The 16412-nt window shown below is 71.2% G+C and carries 15 protein-coding genes and 1 CRISPR repeat array; of the genes, 6 read left to right on the plus strand and 9 right to left on the minus strand.

What is annotated here, in order from left to right; genetic code table 11:
* Positions 1-22: 22 nt before the first annotated feature.
* Together AC0VYM_RS15060 and AC0VYM_RS15065 are read left to right on the plus strand one after the other, a co-directional pair.
* Positions 23-1453: an outer membrane protein assembly factor BamB family protein gene (locus tag AC0VYM_RS15060; RefSeq protein WP_475452522.1), complete on the plus strand. Its 1431-nt coding sequence runs from the start codon at positions 23-25 to the stop codon at positions 1451-1453.
* A 115-nt stretch (positions 1454-1568) separates the two neighbouring features.
* A complete protein-coding gene (locus tag AC0VYM_RS15065) occupies positions 1569-2045 on the plus strand; it encodes a GNAT family N-acetyltransferase (RefSeq protein WP_475452524.1) in 477 nt (158 codons plus the stop codon).
* A gap of 187 nt (positions 2046-2232) precedes the next feature.
* Here AC0VYM_RS15065 and AC0VYM_RS15070 read toward each other — a convergent pair whose 3' ends face one another.
* Both AC0VYM_RS15070 and AC0VYM_RS15075 read right to left on the minus strand, forming a co-directional pair.
* Entirely contained in the window at positions 2233-2865 is a 633-nt protein-coding gene (locus AC0VYM_RS15070; protein WP_475452526.1) for an MBL fold metallo-hydrolase, read from the minus strand.
* Positions 2862-3947: an S-(hydroxymethyl)mycothiol dehydrogenase gene (locus AC0VYM_RS15075; protein WP_475452528.1), complete on the minus strand. Its 1086-nt coding sequence runs from the start codon at positions 3945-3947 to the stop codon at positions 2862-2864. Before AC0VYM_RS15075 ends, AC0VYM_RS15070 begins: the two co-directional genes overlap by 4 nt.
* A gap of 266 nt (positions 3948-4213) precedes the next feature.
* Between AC0VYM_RS15075 and AC0VYM_RS15080 the strand changes: the two genes are divergently transcribed.
* Complete coding sequence (locus AC0VYM_RS15080) at positions 4214-5269, plus strand: medium chain dehydrogenase/reductase family protein (RefSeq protein ID WP_475452530.1); 1056 nt, start codon at positions 4214-4216, stop codon at positions 5267-5269.
* A gap of 10 nt (positions 5270-5279) precedes the next feature.
* Here AC0VYM_RS15080 and AC0VYM_RS15085 read toward each other — a convergent pair whose 3' ends face one another.
* From AC0VYM_RS15085 to AC0VYM_RS15095, 3 genes are all read right to left on the minus strand, one after another.
* On the minus strand, positions 5280-6101 hold the full coding sequence (locus tag AC0VYM_RS15085; protein ID WP_475452532.1) for an alpha/beta fold hydrolase: 822 nt from the start codon (positions 6099-6101) through the stop codon (positions 5280-5282).
* A 186-nt stretch (positions 6102-6287) separates the two neighbouring features.
* Complete coding sequence (locus AC0VYM_RS15090; RefSeq protein ID WP_475452534.1) at positions 6288-7094, minus strand: peptidoglycan recognition protein family protein; 807 nt, start codon at positions 7092-7094, stop codon at positions 6288-6290.
* Between the two features lie 208 nt (positions 7095-7302).
* The gene (locus tag AC0VYM_RS15095) at positions 7303-7671 is read right to left on the minus strand and encodes a DUF3817 domain-containing protein (protein ID WP_475452536.1); all 369 of its coding nucleotides are present in this window, start codon (positions 7669-7671) and stop codon (positions 7303-7305) included.
* A gap of 341 nt (positions 7672-8012) precedes the next feature.
* Between AC0VYM_RS15095 and AC0VYM_RS15100 the strand changes: the two genes are divergently transcribed.
* The 3 genes from AC0VYM_RS15100 (at position 8013) to AC0VYM_RS15110 (ending at position 10930) form a co-directional block, all read left to right on the plus strand.
* Complete coding sequence (locus AC0VYM_RS15100; protein ID WP_475452538.1) at positions 8013-8816, plus strand: siderophore-interacting protein; 804 nt, start codon at positions 8013-8015, stop codon at positions 8814-8816.
* Between the two features lie 7 nt (positions 8817-8823).
* Positions 8824-9216, plus strand: coding sequence for a GNAT family N-acetyltransferase (locus AC0VYM_RS15105; RefSeq protein ID WP_475452540.1), 393 nt, complete (start codon positions 8824-8826; stop codon positions 9214-9216).
* 421 nt (positions 9217-9637) lie between these two features.
* On the plus strand, positions 9638-10930 hold the full coding sequence (locus tag AC0VYM_RS15110) for an HNH endonuclease signature motif containing protein (RefSeq protein WP_475452542.1): 1293 nt from the start codon (positions 9638-9640) through the stop codon (positions 10928-10930).
* A 570-nt stretch (positions 10931-11500) separates the two neighbouring features.
* Positions 11501-12138: a CRISPR direct-repeat array (repeat unit 29 nt; unit sequence CTGCTCCCCGCGCACGCGGGGATGGACCC).
* Positions 12139-12196: 58 nt separating this feature from the next.
* Here AC0VYM_RS15110 and AC0VYM_RS15115 read toward each other — a convergent pair.
* The 4 genes from AC0VYM_RS15115 to AC0VYM_RS15130 form a co-directional block, all read right to left on the minus strand.
* Positions 12197-13072, minus strand: coding sequence for an aminoglycoside phosphotransferase family protein (locus AC0VYM_RS15115; RefSeq protein ID WP_475452544.1), 876 nt, complete (start codon positions 13070-13072; stop codon positions 12197-12199).
* A 36-nt stretch (positions 13073-13108) separates the two neighbouring features.
* Positions 13109-14575: an MDR family MFS transporter gene (locus AC0VYM_RS15120; protein ID WP_475452547.1), complete on the minus strand. Its 1467-nt coding sequence runs from the start codon at positions 14573-14575 to the stop codon at positions 13109-13111.
* Positions 14576-14809: 234 nt separating this feature from the next.
* On the minus strand, positions 14810-15751 hold the full coding sequence (locus AC0VYM_RS15125) for an SDR family NAD(P)-dependent oxidoreductase (RefSeq protein ID WP_475452549.1): 942 nt from the start codon (positions 15749-15751) through the stop codon (positions 14810-14812).
* Positions 15752-15801: 50 nt separating this feature from the next.
* Positions 15802-16368, minus strand: coding sequence for a TetR/AcrR family transcriptional regulator (locus AC0VYM_RS15130; protein WP_475452551.1), 567 nt, complete (start codon positions 16366-16368; stop codon positions 15802-15804).
* Positions 16369-16412 lie beyond the last annotated feature (44 nt).

The raw sequence follows: 16412 nt of genomic DNA on the forward strand, positions 1-16412 counted from the left end.
GCGGAATCGCTACGATGCGCGCATGTCCTCCCAGGCTTCGGCGCCCCCTCTCTCCGTGTCCTCCACCCTCCGCCGACCGCTACCGGTCCTCGGGCTGGTCGGCGCCCTCACGCTGACCGCGTGCTCGGCCACGGAAGGGGAGGAGCCGGACCCGGTGAGCCAGGAGGCCACCGCGATCAGCCCGGACACACTGGTCACCTGCGAGGACGATGGCGACTGCGGCGAGGCGGGCTCGCTCCGCTGGTCCCTGCCCTTGGAAGGGGAGTACGTGATGCACGTACCGGAGAGCTTCCCGGGAGTCCACCACACGGCGAGGATCTTCCCCGTCGACCTCGTGGCCCCCGAGGAGTTCGACCACGCCGGAGCCACCGTTCGTGACGGGGTCCTCTACTTCCACGAAAACGAACGGTTCCGGGCGATCGACCTGGACACCATGGACCAGCTGTGGGCAGCCGAACTCGACCCCGACCGGGCGATCCGCGTGCGGGGCCTCCAGTGGGTGGGGGACCGGCTCGTCGTCCTCGCGGAGGACGAGCGTGAGTGGTCGGGACTCCTCTACCTCCTGACTCCTGGACGCGACGGTCCGGAACGGGAGACCGTCGACGTCGGAACACACACGCCCAGGACCGACCTGCTCCCGGCCAACGACACACACGTCCTGGTGCCCGAGCCGGGTGGGTCCCGCGTCCACCACCTCGTGGACGCGGCCACCGGCGAGGCGGAGTGGTCGGTCGAGCTCGAAGGGCACGTCCACCCGAACGCCCTTGCGGAGGACGCCGCGTTCATGACCGTGAGTCAGGGTGGGGGAGCCGAGCTGATCCAACGGGTGGACCTCGCGGACGGGGAGGTGACGGACGAGTTCCCGGTTCCCTCCGGCCTCAGGCAGAGCAACCTCCACCGGTTGACGGCCAGCCCCGACGGTGACCTCCTGGTGGGTGACGGTGGTGTGGTGGACACCGAGACCGGGGAACTCCTGTGGTCACACGATGAGGAGGCCGCCTCCGGCAGCTCCGAGATCGGGTGGAGCGCCCGGTTCCACGAGGACGCCCCCGAGCTTGTGCACCTCCGGAACGGCGAGCGGACGGCGGTGGTGGAGGCCCGCTCCGGGGAGGCCGTGGAGACGGACGTCCCCGACCCTCGGGAGGACTTGTTCGGTGCCTACCAGCCCTGGTACGAGGAAGAGTCCACCCAGAGGGGTTCCGACGCGTACCGGGCACCGGTGCGGGCCTACGGCCCCGGGGCGGAGGAGGGTCCGCTGATCACCCTGGGAGCGGGGACCCGGTACCTGACCACCTACCGGACCGGGGACGGAGCGTACGCCGGGGTGTACCAGGCCTGCGCCCCCGACGGCATGCGCGCCGCGTCACCGGGTTCCCCCCTCCCTCAGCGAGCCTGCGTCGCGCCCCGCCTGTTCGCCGTCGATCACGGAGTGGCGGGTGCCGCTCCGCGATAGACCTTCGAGCAGGTCACGAACCGTGCCCCGATCGTGTCGGAGCGCGAGTACCGCGTTCCCCTCCCGCCGGAAAACCCGTGGCGACGCCGTGTCCGGCTCAGTAGGGTTCCCACCCATGACCGACACACGCACATCCCCCACCACCACGCGCCTGGTGGAGATCACCGACGACAACTTCGACGCCGCCACCCGGATCAAGGTGAGCGAGGCGCAGGAGCAGTTCGTCGCCCCCGTCCTGTACTCCCTGGCGCAGGCGTACACCAACCGCGACACCGCCTGGCCCCGTCTGCTCATGGACGGCGACGAGGCGGTCGGCTTCGTCATGGCGACCTTCGCCCCCGAGGACGAGGACCCGGACTGCCGGGCCGACGTCTGGCGCCTCAACGTCGGAGCGGAACAGCAGGGGAAGGGGTACGGTCGCCTCGCGGTGGAGGGCGTATTCGACGAGGCCCGGCGGCGCGGATTCTCCCGGGTCACCGTCTCCTGGGTGCCGGGAGAGGGGAGCCCGGAGGGCTTCTACCTCCGCCTGGGCTTCCGCCCGACCGGACGGGTGGAGGACGGGGAGATCGTCGCCGCCATCGAGCTCGACTGATCCCGGAGTCACGGGGGTTCCCCCGAGGGAACCGGACACGGGTCACGGAGCATCCGCGAGTGCGTGGCCCAGGCCGCGCTCCGTGCGTTGACGCCGTACGCGCGTCCGGATGGAGTCCGGGCGCGCGTACGGCGACCGATCGTGAGCGTGCTGGCGGATGCCCTGGGTCGTCTTTGTCGGGACGCGACTAGTGGCCCCGGTCCAGCCACTCCTGGAGGTGCGGGGCCTCCGCCCCGATGGTCGTGGAGTCGCCGTGCCCGGTGTTGACCACGGTCCCTGCGGGGAGCGCCAGGAGGCGCGTGCGGATCGACTCCACGATGGTCGGGAAGTCCGAGAACGACCTCCCGGTCGCGCCCGGGCCGCCCTGGAACAGGGTGTCGCCGCTGAACAGCACACCCAGCTCCGGCGCGTACAGGCACACCGCCCCCGGCGCGTGACCCGGGGTGTGCAACACCGTGAGCTCGGTGCCGCCGACCTCGATGGACTCCCCGTCGGCCAGCTCTCCGTCCGGGGCCCGGTCCGGGTGGGTCATGTCCCACAGCACCCGGTCCTCGGGGTGCAGAAGGATCGGCGCCCCGGTCGCGTCCGCCACCGCGGGGGCGGCGTTCACGTGGTCGTTGTGGCCGTGCGTGCACAGCACCGCCACGACCCGGCGCCCGTCCACCGCCGCGAGGATCGCCTCGGCGTCGTGCGGGGCGTCGACGACCACGACCTCGTCGTCGTCACCCACCAGCCAGACGTTGTTGTCCACCTCCCAGGAACCGCCGTCCAGGGCGAAGACCCCGGACGTGGTCAGGTGTTCCACTCGCGCTTCACTCACAGTCGCACCACCGATCGCAGTACCTCGCCGCGCTCCATGCGGGCGAACGCCTCCTCGACGTCACCGAGCCCGATCTCCTCGGTGACGAACCCGTCCAGGTCCAGCCTGCCCTGGGTGTACAGGTCGACGAGCATCGGGAAGTCCCGCGAGGGCAGGCAGTCCCCGTACCAGCTGGACTTCAGGGCCCCGCCCCAGCCGAACACGTCCAGCAGGGGCAGTTCGAGGCGCATGTCGGGGGTGGGCACACCCACCAGAACCACGGTGCCCGCCAGGTCGCGGGCGTAGAAGGCCTGTTCGTAGGTCTGGGGGAGCCCCACCGCGTCGATCACCACGTCGGCGCCGAAGCCGTCGGTGAGCGCCCGGATCGCCTCCACCGTGTCGGCCTCCCGGGCGTTCACGGTGTGTGTGGCGCCGAACCCCCGGGCCCACTCCAGCTTGCGGTCCTCCAGGTCCACGGCGATGATCCGACCGGCCCCGGCCAGCCGCGCCCCGGCGACGGCGGCACTGCCCACCCCGCCGCAGCCGATCACCGCGACGGAGTCGCCCCGCGTCACCCCGCCGGTGTTGATGGCGGCGCCGATCCCGGCCATGATCCCGCACCCGAGCAGCCCCGCGGCGGCGGGTGAGGCGGCCGGGTCGACCTTCGTGCACTGTCCCGCGGCGACCAGCGTCTTCTCGGCGAACGCTCCGATGCCCAGCGCGGGGGAGAGCTCGGTGCCGTCCTCCAGGGTCATCCTCTGGTCGGCGTTGTGGGTGTCGAAACAGTACTGGGGCCGCCCCCGCCGACACGCGCGGCAGGCACCGCACACCGCCCGCCAGTTGAGGATCACGTAGTCGCCCGGTTCGAGGTGGGTGACGTTCGCGCCGACGGACTCGACCACGCCCGCGGCCTCGTGGCCGAGCAGGAAGGGGTACTCGTCGTTGATCCCGCCCTCGCGGTAGTGCAGGTCCGTGTGGCAGACCCCGCACGCCTGGACCCGGACCACGGCCTCACCGGGGCCGGGGTCCGGAACGACGATGGTGGTGAGTTCCACGGGTGCGCCCTTCGCACGCGAGATCACACCCTGGACCTGTTGGGACATGAGAAGACTCCCTGAACCTCGTGGCCGCCGGTGCCGGTGGGCACCGTCACAGGTCACCCTGCCGCACCGTCCGGACGCGTGTCCATCATCCGGGCGCGGCTCCGGGGTTGACAACGGGAGGCATGTGAGTGTGTACTCACAAACATAGGCCGCAGGGATGTTCTCGAGCGCCTCGAATTGCACTCGCAGGGGGTGTTCTTCGGGGTGGGCGGGTCTTCTTGGGGTCGGAAGTGTAAGTGAGTGCTCACAAAATTGAGGAGTGGGTCATGCGTCAGCCCCATGAGTCAGCCGTCCAGGAGGTCACCGAGATCCGGCTCCCCGGTCCCGTCGCCCCCGAAGGCCTGGTGGTCCGCCGCCGCGGCCTCGCCGCGCCCGGGCCCGGCCGGGTCACCCTGCGGATGGAGGCCACCGGAGTCTCCTTCGCGGAACAGCAGATGCGCCGGGGCAAGTACTTCGACCAGCCGCCGTTCCCGTTCGTGCCCGGCTACGACCTCGTCGGCACCGTCACGCGGGTCGGCCCCGGGGTGGACCCCGCCACGGTGGGCCGCCGCCACGCCGCCCTCACCAAGGTGGGCGCCTGGAGCAGCCACGTCGACCTGCCCGCCGCCGACCTCGTCCCCGTTCCCGAGGGGATCGACCCCGGGGCGGCCGAGGCCCTGGTGGTCAACGGGGTGACCGCCCACCGCATGCTCCACCGGCTCGCCCGCGTCCGCCCCGGTGACACGGTGCTGGTCCACGGCGCCAACGGCGGGGTGGGTTCACTGCTCGTGCAACTGGCCCGCCACACCGGAGCCACCGTCATCGGCACCGCCTCGGCCCGCAACGCCGACGCCGTCCGCGCGCTCGGCGCCCTTCCGCTCGACTACCGCGCACCGGATCTCCCCGGCCGGGTCCGGGCCCTGGCCCCGGGCGGGGTGAACGCGGTCTTCGACCACGTCGGAGGCTCCGGGCTGGTCGACTCCTTCCGGCTCCTCGCCCGCGGGGGCACCCTCGTCTCCTACGGCACCGCCGCCACCCGGGACGTGGACGGCAACGCGATGCTCCCCGTGTTGCTGCTGTTCGCCCGGCTCCTGTGGTGGAACGCCCTGCCCAACGGGCGCGGCGCGCACTTCTTCAACCTCTGGAGCGGTCACCGCAGGGCGGCCGACTTCCGCAGGAGGTTCGCCCGTGACCTGGGAGAGGTCCTCTCCCTGCACGCCGAGGGAGTCCTCGACCCACCCGTCGCCGCCCGTGTGCCACTCTCCGAGGCGGCCTCGGCGCTGGCACTCGCCGAGTCGGGCACCGTGGTCGGCAAGGTCCTCCTGGTCCCCGACCAGCCCTGACCGGGCGTGCTCACCCCTGGAGGAAGGGCACCAGGGCGGCGGTCAGCTGAGCGGGGGCGTCCAGCTGGACGAGGTGCCCCGCGCCCTCGATCGGGCAGGTGGCCAGGCCGGGGACCAGCGCGGCCAGGGCGCGGTTCCGCTCCGGGGGAATCCAGGTGTCCCGCTCGCCCCAGGCCAGCAGGACCGGGAGGTCGATACTCGGATACAGGCCCTGGACCTCGTCGGTGTACACCTGGTCGGCCTGTTGGATCTGGCGGTAGAACGCCGCCTGCCCCTCCTCGCCGGTCCACGGCTCCACCAGCCGGTCCAGGACCCGGGGCAGCAGTCCCGTCGCACTGGCGGAACCCACGTACTCCGCCACCAGGGCCCGGTGCAGCGCCGGTGGCAGCTGCTCGAACACCTCGGTGTGCTCGCCCACCAGCCGGAAGAACGGCGAACCCCACGGAGCCGTCGCCACCGGCGAGACCAGGGCCAACCGCGCGTAGGAGGCGCCGTGCAGCAGGTGCGCCCGCAGCGCCACCGCGCCGCCGAAGTCGTGCGCCACCACGCTCGGGGACTCCAGGCCCCAGTGCGCGAGGAGTTCGGTGAACACCCGCCCCTGGGTGGCCAGGGACACGCTCTGGCCGGTCCGCATCTCGGACGTCCCGTACCCGGGCATGTCCCAGAAGTACACCCGGTGGCGGGGTGCCAGCGCGGCGGCCACGTCCCGCCACACGTACGACGAGAACGGCGTCCCGTGCAGCAGGACCACCGGATCGCCCGAGCCGACGGCGCCCCAGCGCACCGTGCCCGCGCTCGACGCGTACGTCTCCGGCGTCGTCTGGTCGCCCATGGTGGTCCCTCCGTCGTGATCCCGGGCCTCGGTCGAAGCCGCCCGTGATCCTATCCGGGGGGTCGGACGGTCCGGGGTGCCGTGACCGGCGCACGAGGGAGGGGCGGCACCCGGCGGAGGCCGGGAGCCGCCCCTGGCTGACTGCTCCTGAGTGACGCCGAACGGGGAGACGTCCTCACTGGTGGGTCAGCGGGTGAAGTCGTCCGCTCCTCGGCCGGGGCCGTGGTCGAACTCGCGCAGGGGCTCGTCCCCGGGCACCGGCGGGTAGGTGGGGCGGTCCTGGGCGGGCACCGTGCGAGTGCCGATCTCCAGGCCCTGGGACGACATGACGCCGGTGACCGCGTTCCGCAGGTCGGGCAGCATCGCGTACAGCACGTCACCGGGGCAGGCGGTCGCGTTGAAGTCCCGGTGCCCGAGGATCGCCTCCTGCGGGTTGAGACCGTAGGCGCCGCACAGCCAGGCCAGCGTGGCCACCAGGGAGTCGGTCAGGGCCTGGGTGGGGCCCTCGTCCATGTAGGTGCCCTCGTTCTCGATACCCACGCACGTGCTGTTGTTGTTGGCGACGTGCGCGCCCACACAGTGCTGGCCCTCGCGTACGGCCGGGACGGCGCGGTCGCGGCCCTCCATGATGTGGCCGCCGCGGCTGATGGTGAACTGCTGGCCCGCGTCGGACCACCCGTTGCTGTCCATGTGGAAGTTCTGGATGGACCGGGACAGGGCCAGCGCGTGCGCCTCGGAGTGGTCGGCGCTGTTGGGGGTCGCGGTGTGGTGCACGACCACGAAGCTGGGCGGGGTGGCCAGGACCTGGACGGGGCTCGACGGGGGGCGGGCGCCCCAGTCGGCGCGGAAGTACATCGCCGGTTCGGCGGCGGCCGAGGAGGTGTCGGCGTACGCGGTGGAGACGCCGAACGCGCCTCCGGCCAACGCCGCGCCGGAGGCGACGGCCGCGCCTCGTAGGACCGCGCGCCGGTCGGGTCCGTGTCGCTGTGGCATGGGGGAAACCCTTCTGCGTGGGAGCCGGTTACTTGCCAGTTCACAACTGAACATGGACGGCTCGCCGTGCGCCAAGGGGGCACTTCCCAGATTTCTCTGTCCGATTTCGGACAAAATGTAAACCCCTTACCCCTCTGTTCAGAAAGAGAACCCCGGGGTAAGGGGTGAGCCTGGTCGCTGGTGTGTCGCGTGGGGCCCGGGCCGCCGGTCAGGCGACCTTCGCGGGCTCCTCGGCGCCGGTGTCCCGCACCCCGTCGCCGCGCTCGGCCGGATCGGTCAGACGACCGGTCCGGTGCAGCCACCAGTCGGCGGGAAGCGTGCCCAGGGGAGGGATGGACGCGGCCAGCGCCACCAGGGTCGGCCACACGCCCCAGCGCAGGCGGTAGGCGGCGAACAGGGCCACCGCCACGTAGACCATGAACGCGCCGCCGTGCACCGGGCCGAAGATCTGCACACCCAGCTCGCTGCCGTTGCCGAGGTACTTGACGTACATGCCGACGAGGAGTCCGGCCCAGGTGAAGGCCTCGAAGACGGCCACCACGCGGAAGGTTCGGGCGGTCAGGGTCGTGATGCTCAACGGGGTTCCTCGGGCTCGTCGCTGTGCGGGGAGGGTCCCGGGGGACTCCCGGGCCGCCACCAGGCTAGGTCACCCCTGACGGGACCCGGTTCCGCCCCCACCCGTTGACACCCCGTCCCGGACGCCCCGAGACTTGCCGCGAACCCTGCCGGGCGGGGGCGCGGGGCAGAGTGACGGACGGACGGGACCGCTGGGGCCGCCCCGGATTTCCGATCTTGCTTAGGCAAGGCTAGCCTTATCCATGCCCGTGCTCCATGGAGACGCGGCGCTCGCCCCCACCTGACCTCGGACCCGCGCCACCGGAGTCCGAGCAGCAGCCCCGAACCGCAGCAGGAGACGCAGTGAGCCACGAACGCCGCATCGAGATGTACCCGCTCAAGAGCCGTGTGCTGGAGGTGGCGGAGGTCGAGCGGGTGACGCCCCGAATGATCCGCGTCCACCTGGAGGGTCCCGACTTCGAGGGGCTGCGCAGCGACGGCTTCGCGGACCACGTGAAGCTCTGGTTCCCCAACGAGGACGGCGACCATGTGCTCCCGGTCGTCGAGGACGACCGCTGCCTGAACTTCCGCGCGGAGGGAGTCGTCTTCCGCGACTACACCGTGCGCCACCTCGACCACGACGCACGGCGTCTGAGCATCGACTTCGTCGCCCACGACCACGGACCCGCCGGGCGCTGGGCGACCAGGGCGGAGAAGGGCGACCGGCTCGGTGTGCTCGGCCCCCGGGGAAGCGCCCACATCACGGGCGAGTTCGACTACCACGTGCTCCTCGTCGACGAGACCGCGCTGCCCGCTGCCGCCCGCTACATCGAGGAGCTGCCCGGGGACGCCAGGGTCCGTGCCTTCTTCGAGGTCGTCGACGCCGACGAGGAACAGGAGATCCGTACCCCCGAGGACGCCGAGATCACCTGGCTCCACCGGGGCGACGCCGAGCCCGGCAGCACCGACCTGCTGTTCCGGGCCTTCGAGGCCCTGGAACTCCCCGAGGGGGACGGCTTCGTCTACGCGGCGGGCGAGGCGGGGACCCTCAAGCCCATCCGCAGGCTCCTGAAGGAGCGCGGCTTCGTGCGCAACGAGACCTGCGAGGTCGACGGCTACTGGCGTCGCGGTACCTCCAACCTCGACCACCACGAGGACGACGAGTAGCGAACACGTGCGTATCGAGGTGCGCTTCCCCGTGGACGACGAGGAGCTCTCCCGGCTGCACGCCGAGGCCTTCGGGCACGCGCCCGCCCTGGTCCCCTGGTCCGAACGGCTGGAACGCCACAGCCGCTCCTGGGTCGGGGCCTTCGACGAGGGGCGGCTCGTGGGTTTCGTCCACGCGGTGTGGGACGGGGGAGCGCACGCCTTCCTTCTCGACACCGCCGTCGCCCCCGGCCACCAGCGCCACGGCATCGGCACACGTGTCGTCACCGCACTCGTCGACGATCTTCGGGAGCTGGGCGTCGAGTGGCTGCACGTCGACCACGAACCCCGCCTTGAGGGCTTCTACGGGGCCTGCGGGTTCCGCCGCACCCGAGCCGGGCTGCTCCGGCTCTCGGAGTGAGGTGTTGGCTGGTGCTCTTCGCGGTAATCAGGAGAGGAGAGGCCGGGTTTTCGCCCCTGGGGTGGAGGCGGGGTGGTCAACTGGGCCGCACCCGCCTGGCTCTGCGCCGACCGTCTTTCGTGTCGCGGCTGGTCGATGCCACGAACGAAAAGCGGCAGCGAGGAAAACAGCACCCCAGGCCCGCGCCCATCGGGGCCCGTGTCGCGGCCGGTCATTGTATGAGACGTATTGCATAACACACCCGGTCGGCTTTCGAGGGTTATCCACAACCCCTTATTGAAGGGAAGAAACCTGGTATTCCAGGTCGCATTTCCTCTTGCCCTCCATTCCCTTTCTTCTTATTCGCGCATACAATGGAAGCATGACCTTCTCCTCTGCGTGTGGCATGGTAATGGCGGGACACTCTCCCGCCATTACCGCGATGCGCCACGCGAGGGAACAGGTCACCCACGCCCTGGCCGACCCCCCTCCGGCCGGTGCGGTAGCGGGGGTGCTGGACGACATCTGTCACCTGTGGCAGGACATGGACCAGGCCAAACTGCGTATCCTGCTCCGCCTGGCCCAGATCCAGGCCACCGGCAACCTCCTCGAAGTGGGTGGACAGCGCACCCTGGCCGGATGGATCACCCAGGCCCTCGGAACGCACCCGGCAGAAGCCCGCTCCCTGGCCTGCCTGGCCGAAGCCCTCTTCAACGAAAAGCTCCCCGAAACCCGCAAGGCCCTGGACGCGGGTGTGCTTTCCCTGGGCGAAGCCGCTGCCGCAGTGAAAGCAGTGGAAGCGGCCACCACGGCCCGGAACAAAACCGAGTTCCCCGATGCGGACGAGTTCCGGGCGTTGATGGATTCCGGACTCATGGCCGCCAAAGCCAGCAACCCCGCACTGTCCGCCGCCCAGCTCGCCCAACTGGGGCGGCGCATCTCCACCCAACTCCACCCCGCCCTGGTCGAGGATGAGTACAAGAAGGCCTTCGACGCCCGCCGTCTGGACGTGGTGCGTAGTTTCGAGGGCTCCTTCTACCTCCAGGCCTGGGGCCCCGAGGTGGACGCCGAACTGCTGGAGAAAGCGGTGGGGGCGTTCACCGCTCCCCGCAACCCTGGGCAGCCGGAGCAGTCCAAGGCCGAACGCTCCTACGACGCGTTCATGCACATGGTCAAGACCGCACTGGGACACCAGGGGTGCACCAAACCTCCGGGACCGTTGGCGATGATCAACGTGACCGTCCCCCTGGACGTCTACACCGGCCAACGCACCAACCCCGCCCCTGTTCAGCCCGGTGACAGCGGTAACACGGGTGGTGCTTCGACTCAGGACGGGATGGTGCTGGGCATGGAGGCCGTCCGCTCCCTGTCCCCGGGCAGTGTCCTCCGCCGCGTGATCACCGCCCCCGCCACCGGCAAGCCCCTGGACGTGGGGCGGGGGATGCGCAACGCCCCCGAGCAGATCCGCACCGTCGCCCACCACGGGCGCACCACCTGCGCCTGGCCCCAGGGTTGCGACGTCCCGATCAGCGCCACCGAGGCCGACCACATCACCAGCTACTCCAAGGGCGGCCACACCAGCGCTGGGAACATCCAGCCGCTGTGCTCCACCCACAACCGGCTCAAATGGCGTCGCGAGAACAACCCCCACCGCGCCTCCTGGAAGGGCCGCCCCGCCCACCGACCCCCGGACCCACCCCCGAAACCGGAACCACCCCCACCTGCCCGCGAATGAAGGGCCAAGGCCCTACCCCCGCATGCCCACACTCCCGCGCTTGAGCCCCCACCAACCACACACCCACACGAAGGAGGCCGACCATGAACCACCCCCACCCCACCACCGCAGAAGCCCTCACGGGCCCTGTCACTGCCGCCGCTGGAACGTGGTCGGCCTCCACCCCCACCCACCCCGTACAGACCGCCTACTCCAGCACCCCACCCGCCCTCGCCGCCGTCGTTCCGCTGGCACGCGTGACCAGCCGCGACACGCAACCCGATCACCACAGGCCTGGGGCCCCACCCTCCTTCGCTGCCGCTGTTGTGCTGGCACGCGTGACCGGCCGCGACACGCAACCCGATCACCACAGGCCTGGGGCCCCACCCTCCTTCGCTGCCGCTGTTGTGCTGGCACGCGTGACCAGCCGCGACACGAATCCCGGTCAGCGCAGGCGTGGAGGATCCCGTCGCTCTCGACATAAGCTCACCCATGAGACAGCAACAGTGATGAGTGGTGCCGGATTTGTCTGTTTCTCGACAAGTTGCAAAAATCGGCCGTTGCCACTGGTAAGTTCCCAGGTGAAAAAGCCTGCTCCCCGCGCACGCGGGGATGGACCCTCCGCCACGAGCGCGCGGGCCCCGTCCTCCGCTCTGCTCCCCGCGCACGCGGGGATGGACCCCAGTGGCGCGTCAAGGGGTTGACGAGGGCGGACTGCTCCCCGCGCACGCGGGGATGGACCCGGCCCAGTCGGCAACGGCGGTGACGTGGAACGCTGCTCCCCGCGCACGCGGGGATGGACCCATCGCGGCCCCCGCCGCGCTGATGCTGCGCAGCTGCTTCCCGCGCACGCGGGGATGGACCCAGAGTTTTGGGTCGGAGTTGGCCCGGTTGCGGCTGCTCCCCGCGCACGCGGGGATGGACCCGCCGCTGACCCTGAGTACTGGGCCGCGACGGTCTGCTCCCCGCGCACGCGGGGATGGACCCTCTTCGGCGGTGAGCATCCCGGATGCGTGGTCGCTGCTCCCCGCGCACGCGGGGATGGGCCCGGCGCGGCGCCAGCAGCACCAGCCCCCCCTGCCTCCCCGCGCACGCGGGGATGGACCCCGAGGTCGACCATCAGCTGCCGCTCAGCAAAGCTGCTCCCCGCGCACGCGGGGATGGACCCACCAAGCCCAAGGCGGAATGCGGCTGTGGGCCCTGCTCCCCGCGCACGCGGGGATGGACCCCAGCGGTTCCCGGAGCTCGCAGACGCCCTGCGCTGCTTCCCGCGGGATGGTGGGTGGGTTAGGAAAATGACGCGAGTACTCGGGTCAGAGCCTTCTCGCCGGCGGGCCGCCAGGAGGGTTTGCCGCCGGGGAGGCCCTGGTCGCCGGAGCGGCCGATCTGGATGAGGACGAGGCTTCGGATGAGGGCCCAGCCCCGGGCGCGCAGAAGGGTGGCCTCGTCGGCTGAGTACGCGGTGAAGAACGTGTCGGCCGAGCCGTCGGGGAGCAGGACCCACGCGGCGGCGAGGTCGGTGGCTGGGTCTCCAGCGCAGATCTCACCGAAGTCCAGGACCCCCGCGAGGGTCCCGTCCCGGGTGACGGCGTTGGCCGGGTGCAGGTCCGCGTGCACCCACACCGGGGGCCGGTCCCAGGCGGGTGCGTCCGCCACCGCCCGCCAGGCCTCCAGGATCGCGTCCACGTGCGCGGGGTCCGCGATCTCGCGGGCATACCCCTCGAAGTCCTCGACGGCCTCGCGCGGGTGCGCGCCGCGCCAGGGGTTGACCGGGGCGTCGTCGGGAGCGGTCCGATGGAGCTCGGTGAGGAAGTCGGCCAACACCCGGGTCCCTCGGGTGACGGGAGCCAGGTCGGCGGGCTCCCCGGTGACCCAGGTGGTGATCGTCCAGGTGTGCGGGAAGCGTTCGGAGGGGGCGCCGAGACGCACCGGGACCGGAACGGGCAGGGGGAGGCGCGGGGCCAGGGCGGGCACCCACCGGTGCTCCTTGCGCAGGAGGTCGGGCGCGTCCGGCTGGCGGGGCATCCGGACCGCGAGGTCCTCGCCCAGGCGCCACATCTGGTTGCCCCAACCGCCCTCGACGGGGCGCAGCTCCCGGCTGGCGAGATCCGGGTGCTGCTCTTCGAGGAGGGATCGTACGAGCGACTCGTTCACGGAACCCACTGTAGGGGGCGGCGAGCCGCCGCCCCCCTCACGGGATCAGTGGACGGGCAGGCTCTCGGGTTCCTGACCGGCCTCCGACCGGCGCACCAGGAAGGTCGCGAAGAACGCCAGGGTGGCGATGACCGCGCCCAGCATGAACGCCGTGTGGATCCCGCCCGCCTCGGCGGTGACGGCGTCCGCACCGTCGCTCAGCTGGCTGGCGGCGACGGCCGACATCACGGCGATGAACGTCGCGGTGCCGGCGGCGCCCGCCACCTGCTGCACGGTGCCGACCACGGCGCTGCCGTAGGAGTACAGCGAGGGCCTCAGGGAGCCGAGCGCACCGGTGAGCAGCGGGGTGAACATGAGGCCGAGTCCGACACTGAGCGCCATGTGCGCGGCGACGACGTAGCCGAGCGGGGTCTCGGTGCCGAAGAAGGTCATGCTCCACATCACCAGGGCGACCACGCCCGCACCCGGGGTGACCAGGGGGCGGGGGCCGAAGCGGTCGTAGAGCCGACCCACGAACGGGGCCAGCAGACCCATCACCAGGCCGCCGGGCAGCAGGGTGAGGCCGGTCGCGAGCGTGTCGTGGCCGAGCACGTTCTGCATGTAGAGCGGCAGCAGGATGATCGTGCCGAACAGCGCCATGAAGCTGACGAGGACCAGCGCGATCGAGATCGAGAACTGGCGGGACTGGAACACCCGCAGGTCGAGCAGGGCCCGGTCCTCCCTCTGGAGTCCGATCTGGCGCCACACGAACAGCACGAGCGCCACGGCACCCACGCAGAGCGCCACCCACGGCGGAACGGGCGCGTCGGCGTCGGCCGCCTTGCCCAGGCTGGAGAAGCCGTAGACCAGACCACCGAAGGCGAGGGCGGAGACGATCACCGAGAGCACGTCGATCCGGGCGGCGCGGGGCTCGGTGACGTTGCGGATGAAGGCCGCTCCCAGGCCGAGCGCGAGCAGCGCGATCGGCAGCACGAGCCCGAACAGCCAGCGCCAGTCCAGCATGCTCAGGATGAGCCCGGACAGAGTCGGACCGACGGCGGGCGCCACCGCCATGACGATGGAGATGTTGCCCATCACGCGTCCCCGGCGGTCGGACGGGACCGTGTTGAGGATGGTCGTCATGAGCAGCGGCATCATGATCGCGGTTCCGCTGGCCTGCACGATCCGGCCGAGCAGGAGGACCGTGAAGTTCGGGGCGAGGAAGCAGATCAGGGTGCCGAGACTGAACAGGGTCATCGCCGCGATGAACACCTGCCGCAGGTGGAACCTCTGCAGCAGGAACCCGGTCACGGGGATGATCACGGCCATCACGAGCATGAAGGCCGAGGTCAGCCACTGCCCGGTGGAGACCGAGATGCCGAGGTCGCGGTTGAGCGCGGGCAGGGCCACGCCCATGATCGTCTCGTTGAGGATGACGACGAACGCCGAGACCAGGAGGAGTGGGATGACGAGTCGGGTCGCTCGCTGGTCCGCGACCTCGTCGGAGTTTGTCACGTCGGGTTGCCTGGTCACGTACTTCCTTGCGCGCTTGGGATGGCCTGGATCCGGGGGATGAGCGGGGGTGCGGGCTGTTCCGTCGAACGGTCAACCCCGCTGGTCACGGGAGTATTCCGGGGCGGAAGGGATATTCCGCCTCGAACGCCACTGTGGCTTCCAGGGTAGGCGACGGAACGTGCCGTCTCGCCCCATTTTTGCGCGCTGTGCAACCACCTTTCCGCCCCAGTCGTGTGCCCTTCCCCACGTCGCTCAGGTCAGCCCGCAGGCCCGTGTCGCGAACGACCACACGGCCGCCCCCACCAACGGGTCGACGCTCCTGCGTCCCGGGCCGCCGGTGCCGTGCGAACCCGCGCCCTCCACCCCGGCGACCCCGCCGGACAGGGCCGGTTCGCCGCGCAGACCGCCACGGGGCCCGTAGAACTGGCCGCCCAGGGCCGAGGGGGAGGTGGCCGCGAACACGGCGGGCAGCGCGCCCCGGTCGGTTCCCTGGGCCCACGGGTACTGGAGCCGGTCCAGGGTCGTGGGCCGGGGCGGGGTGAAGAGCGATCCGACGCCCGGTGAGAGCACGGGCAGCGCGTAGCCGGGGTGCGCGACCAGGCTCCGCGCCCTCGATCCCCGTTCGACCAGCCTCCGGTGCAGTTCGAACCCGAGCGCGTGGGTGACCAGCTTGGACTGCGCGTAGGCGCGCCAGGGTGAGTATCCGCGTTCCAGTTCGAGGTCGTCGGGGGAGGGGCGCACCAGTTTGGCGCTCATCGACCCCATCCAGACGACGCGACCGGAGGTCCGCTCCAACGACTCCAGTACCTCGTGGGTCAGTACGAGGTGGCCGAGCGCGTTGGTGGCCAGGGTGAGTTCGTGCCCGTCCGCGCTGAGTTCGCGCCGGGCCGGACCGCCCACGAGTCCGGCGTTGTTGACCAGGGCGTCCAGTCGGGGGAGCCGGGTGAGTTCGGCTCCGGCCGCCCTGGCGTTGGCCAGGTCCGAGGTGTCGATCCGCACCACCCGGGTGTGGGCCCCCTCGACCTCCTCGCGCAGGGCCGCGGCGATCCGCTCGCCGCGTCGGGTGTCGCGGCACAGCAGTACGACGTCGGCTCCGGCCCGGGCCAGGAACAGGGTGATCCACAGCCCGATCCCCGAGCTCGCGCCCGTCACCGCGATCGTGCGTCCGTCCAGGTTCGGCGCCTGCCAGCCCATGTGCTCCGTTCCCCTCTGTGGATGGTCCTCGGGTCCCGGCAGCCTAGGGGTCACGTCAGGAGCCGGTCGAGTTGCCCGCGCAGGGTCCGTTCGGCCTCCGTCGCGGACAGGCCGCCGATCAGGACGCGCATGGACAGGCCGTCGGCGGTGGCCATGAGTCCCCGTGCGGCCGAGCGGGGATCGGTGAGGCCGGGCGCGATGCGGGTGAGGAGCCGCGCGGCCTCCGCCTCCTCGCCGTCCTTGGCCTCGGCCAGCAGGCGGGCGAGGGCCGGGTGGTGGAACCCGGCGGCCACGTACTGGTGGAAGACGGACACTCCGACGCGGGCCGTCTCCGCCCGGGGGATGGGGTGCGCGACCAGTTCCCAGAGGACCGCGCGGTCGTCTGCTCCACGGGTGGCGTCGTCGTGGAGCCGTTCGGCGCCCGACAGCATCGCCTCCAGGCTGGCCTGGAGGAGTTCGTCCTTGCTGCGGAACCAGTACTGGATGCGCCCGACCGAGACCCCGGCGGCCGTGGCGACGTTGCGCATGGACACCGCCCCCATGCCGTCCTCGGCGATCACCCGCCACACCGCGTGGAAGATCTCGGTCCGTCTCTGGTCGGGCTCCGGGTTGCTCATGGCCCCATCCTACCCGTCGTCAATACGATCGTATTGAGATGGGT

It is taken from the genome of Nocardiopsis sp. iso_237 (assembly GCF_056173345.1).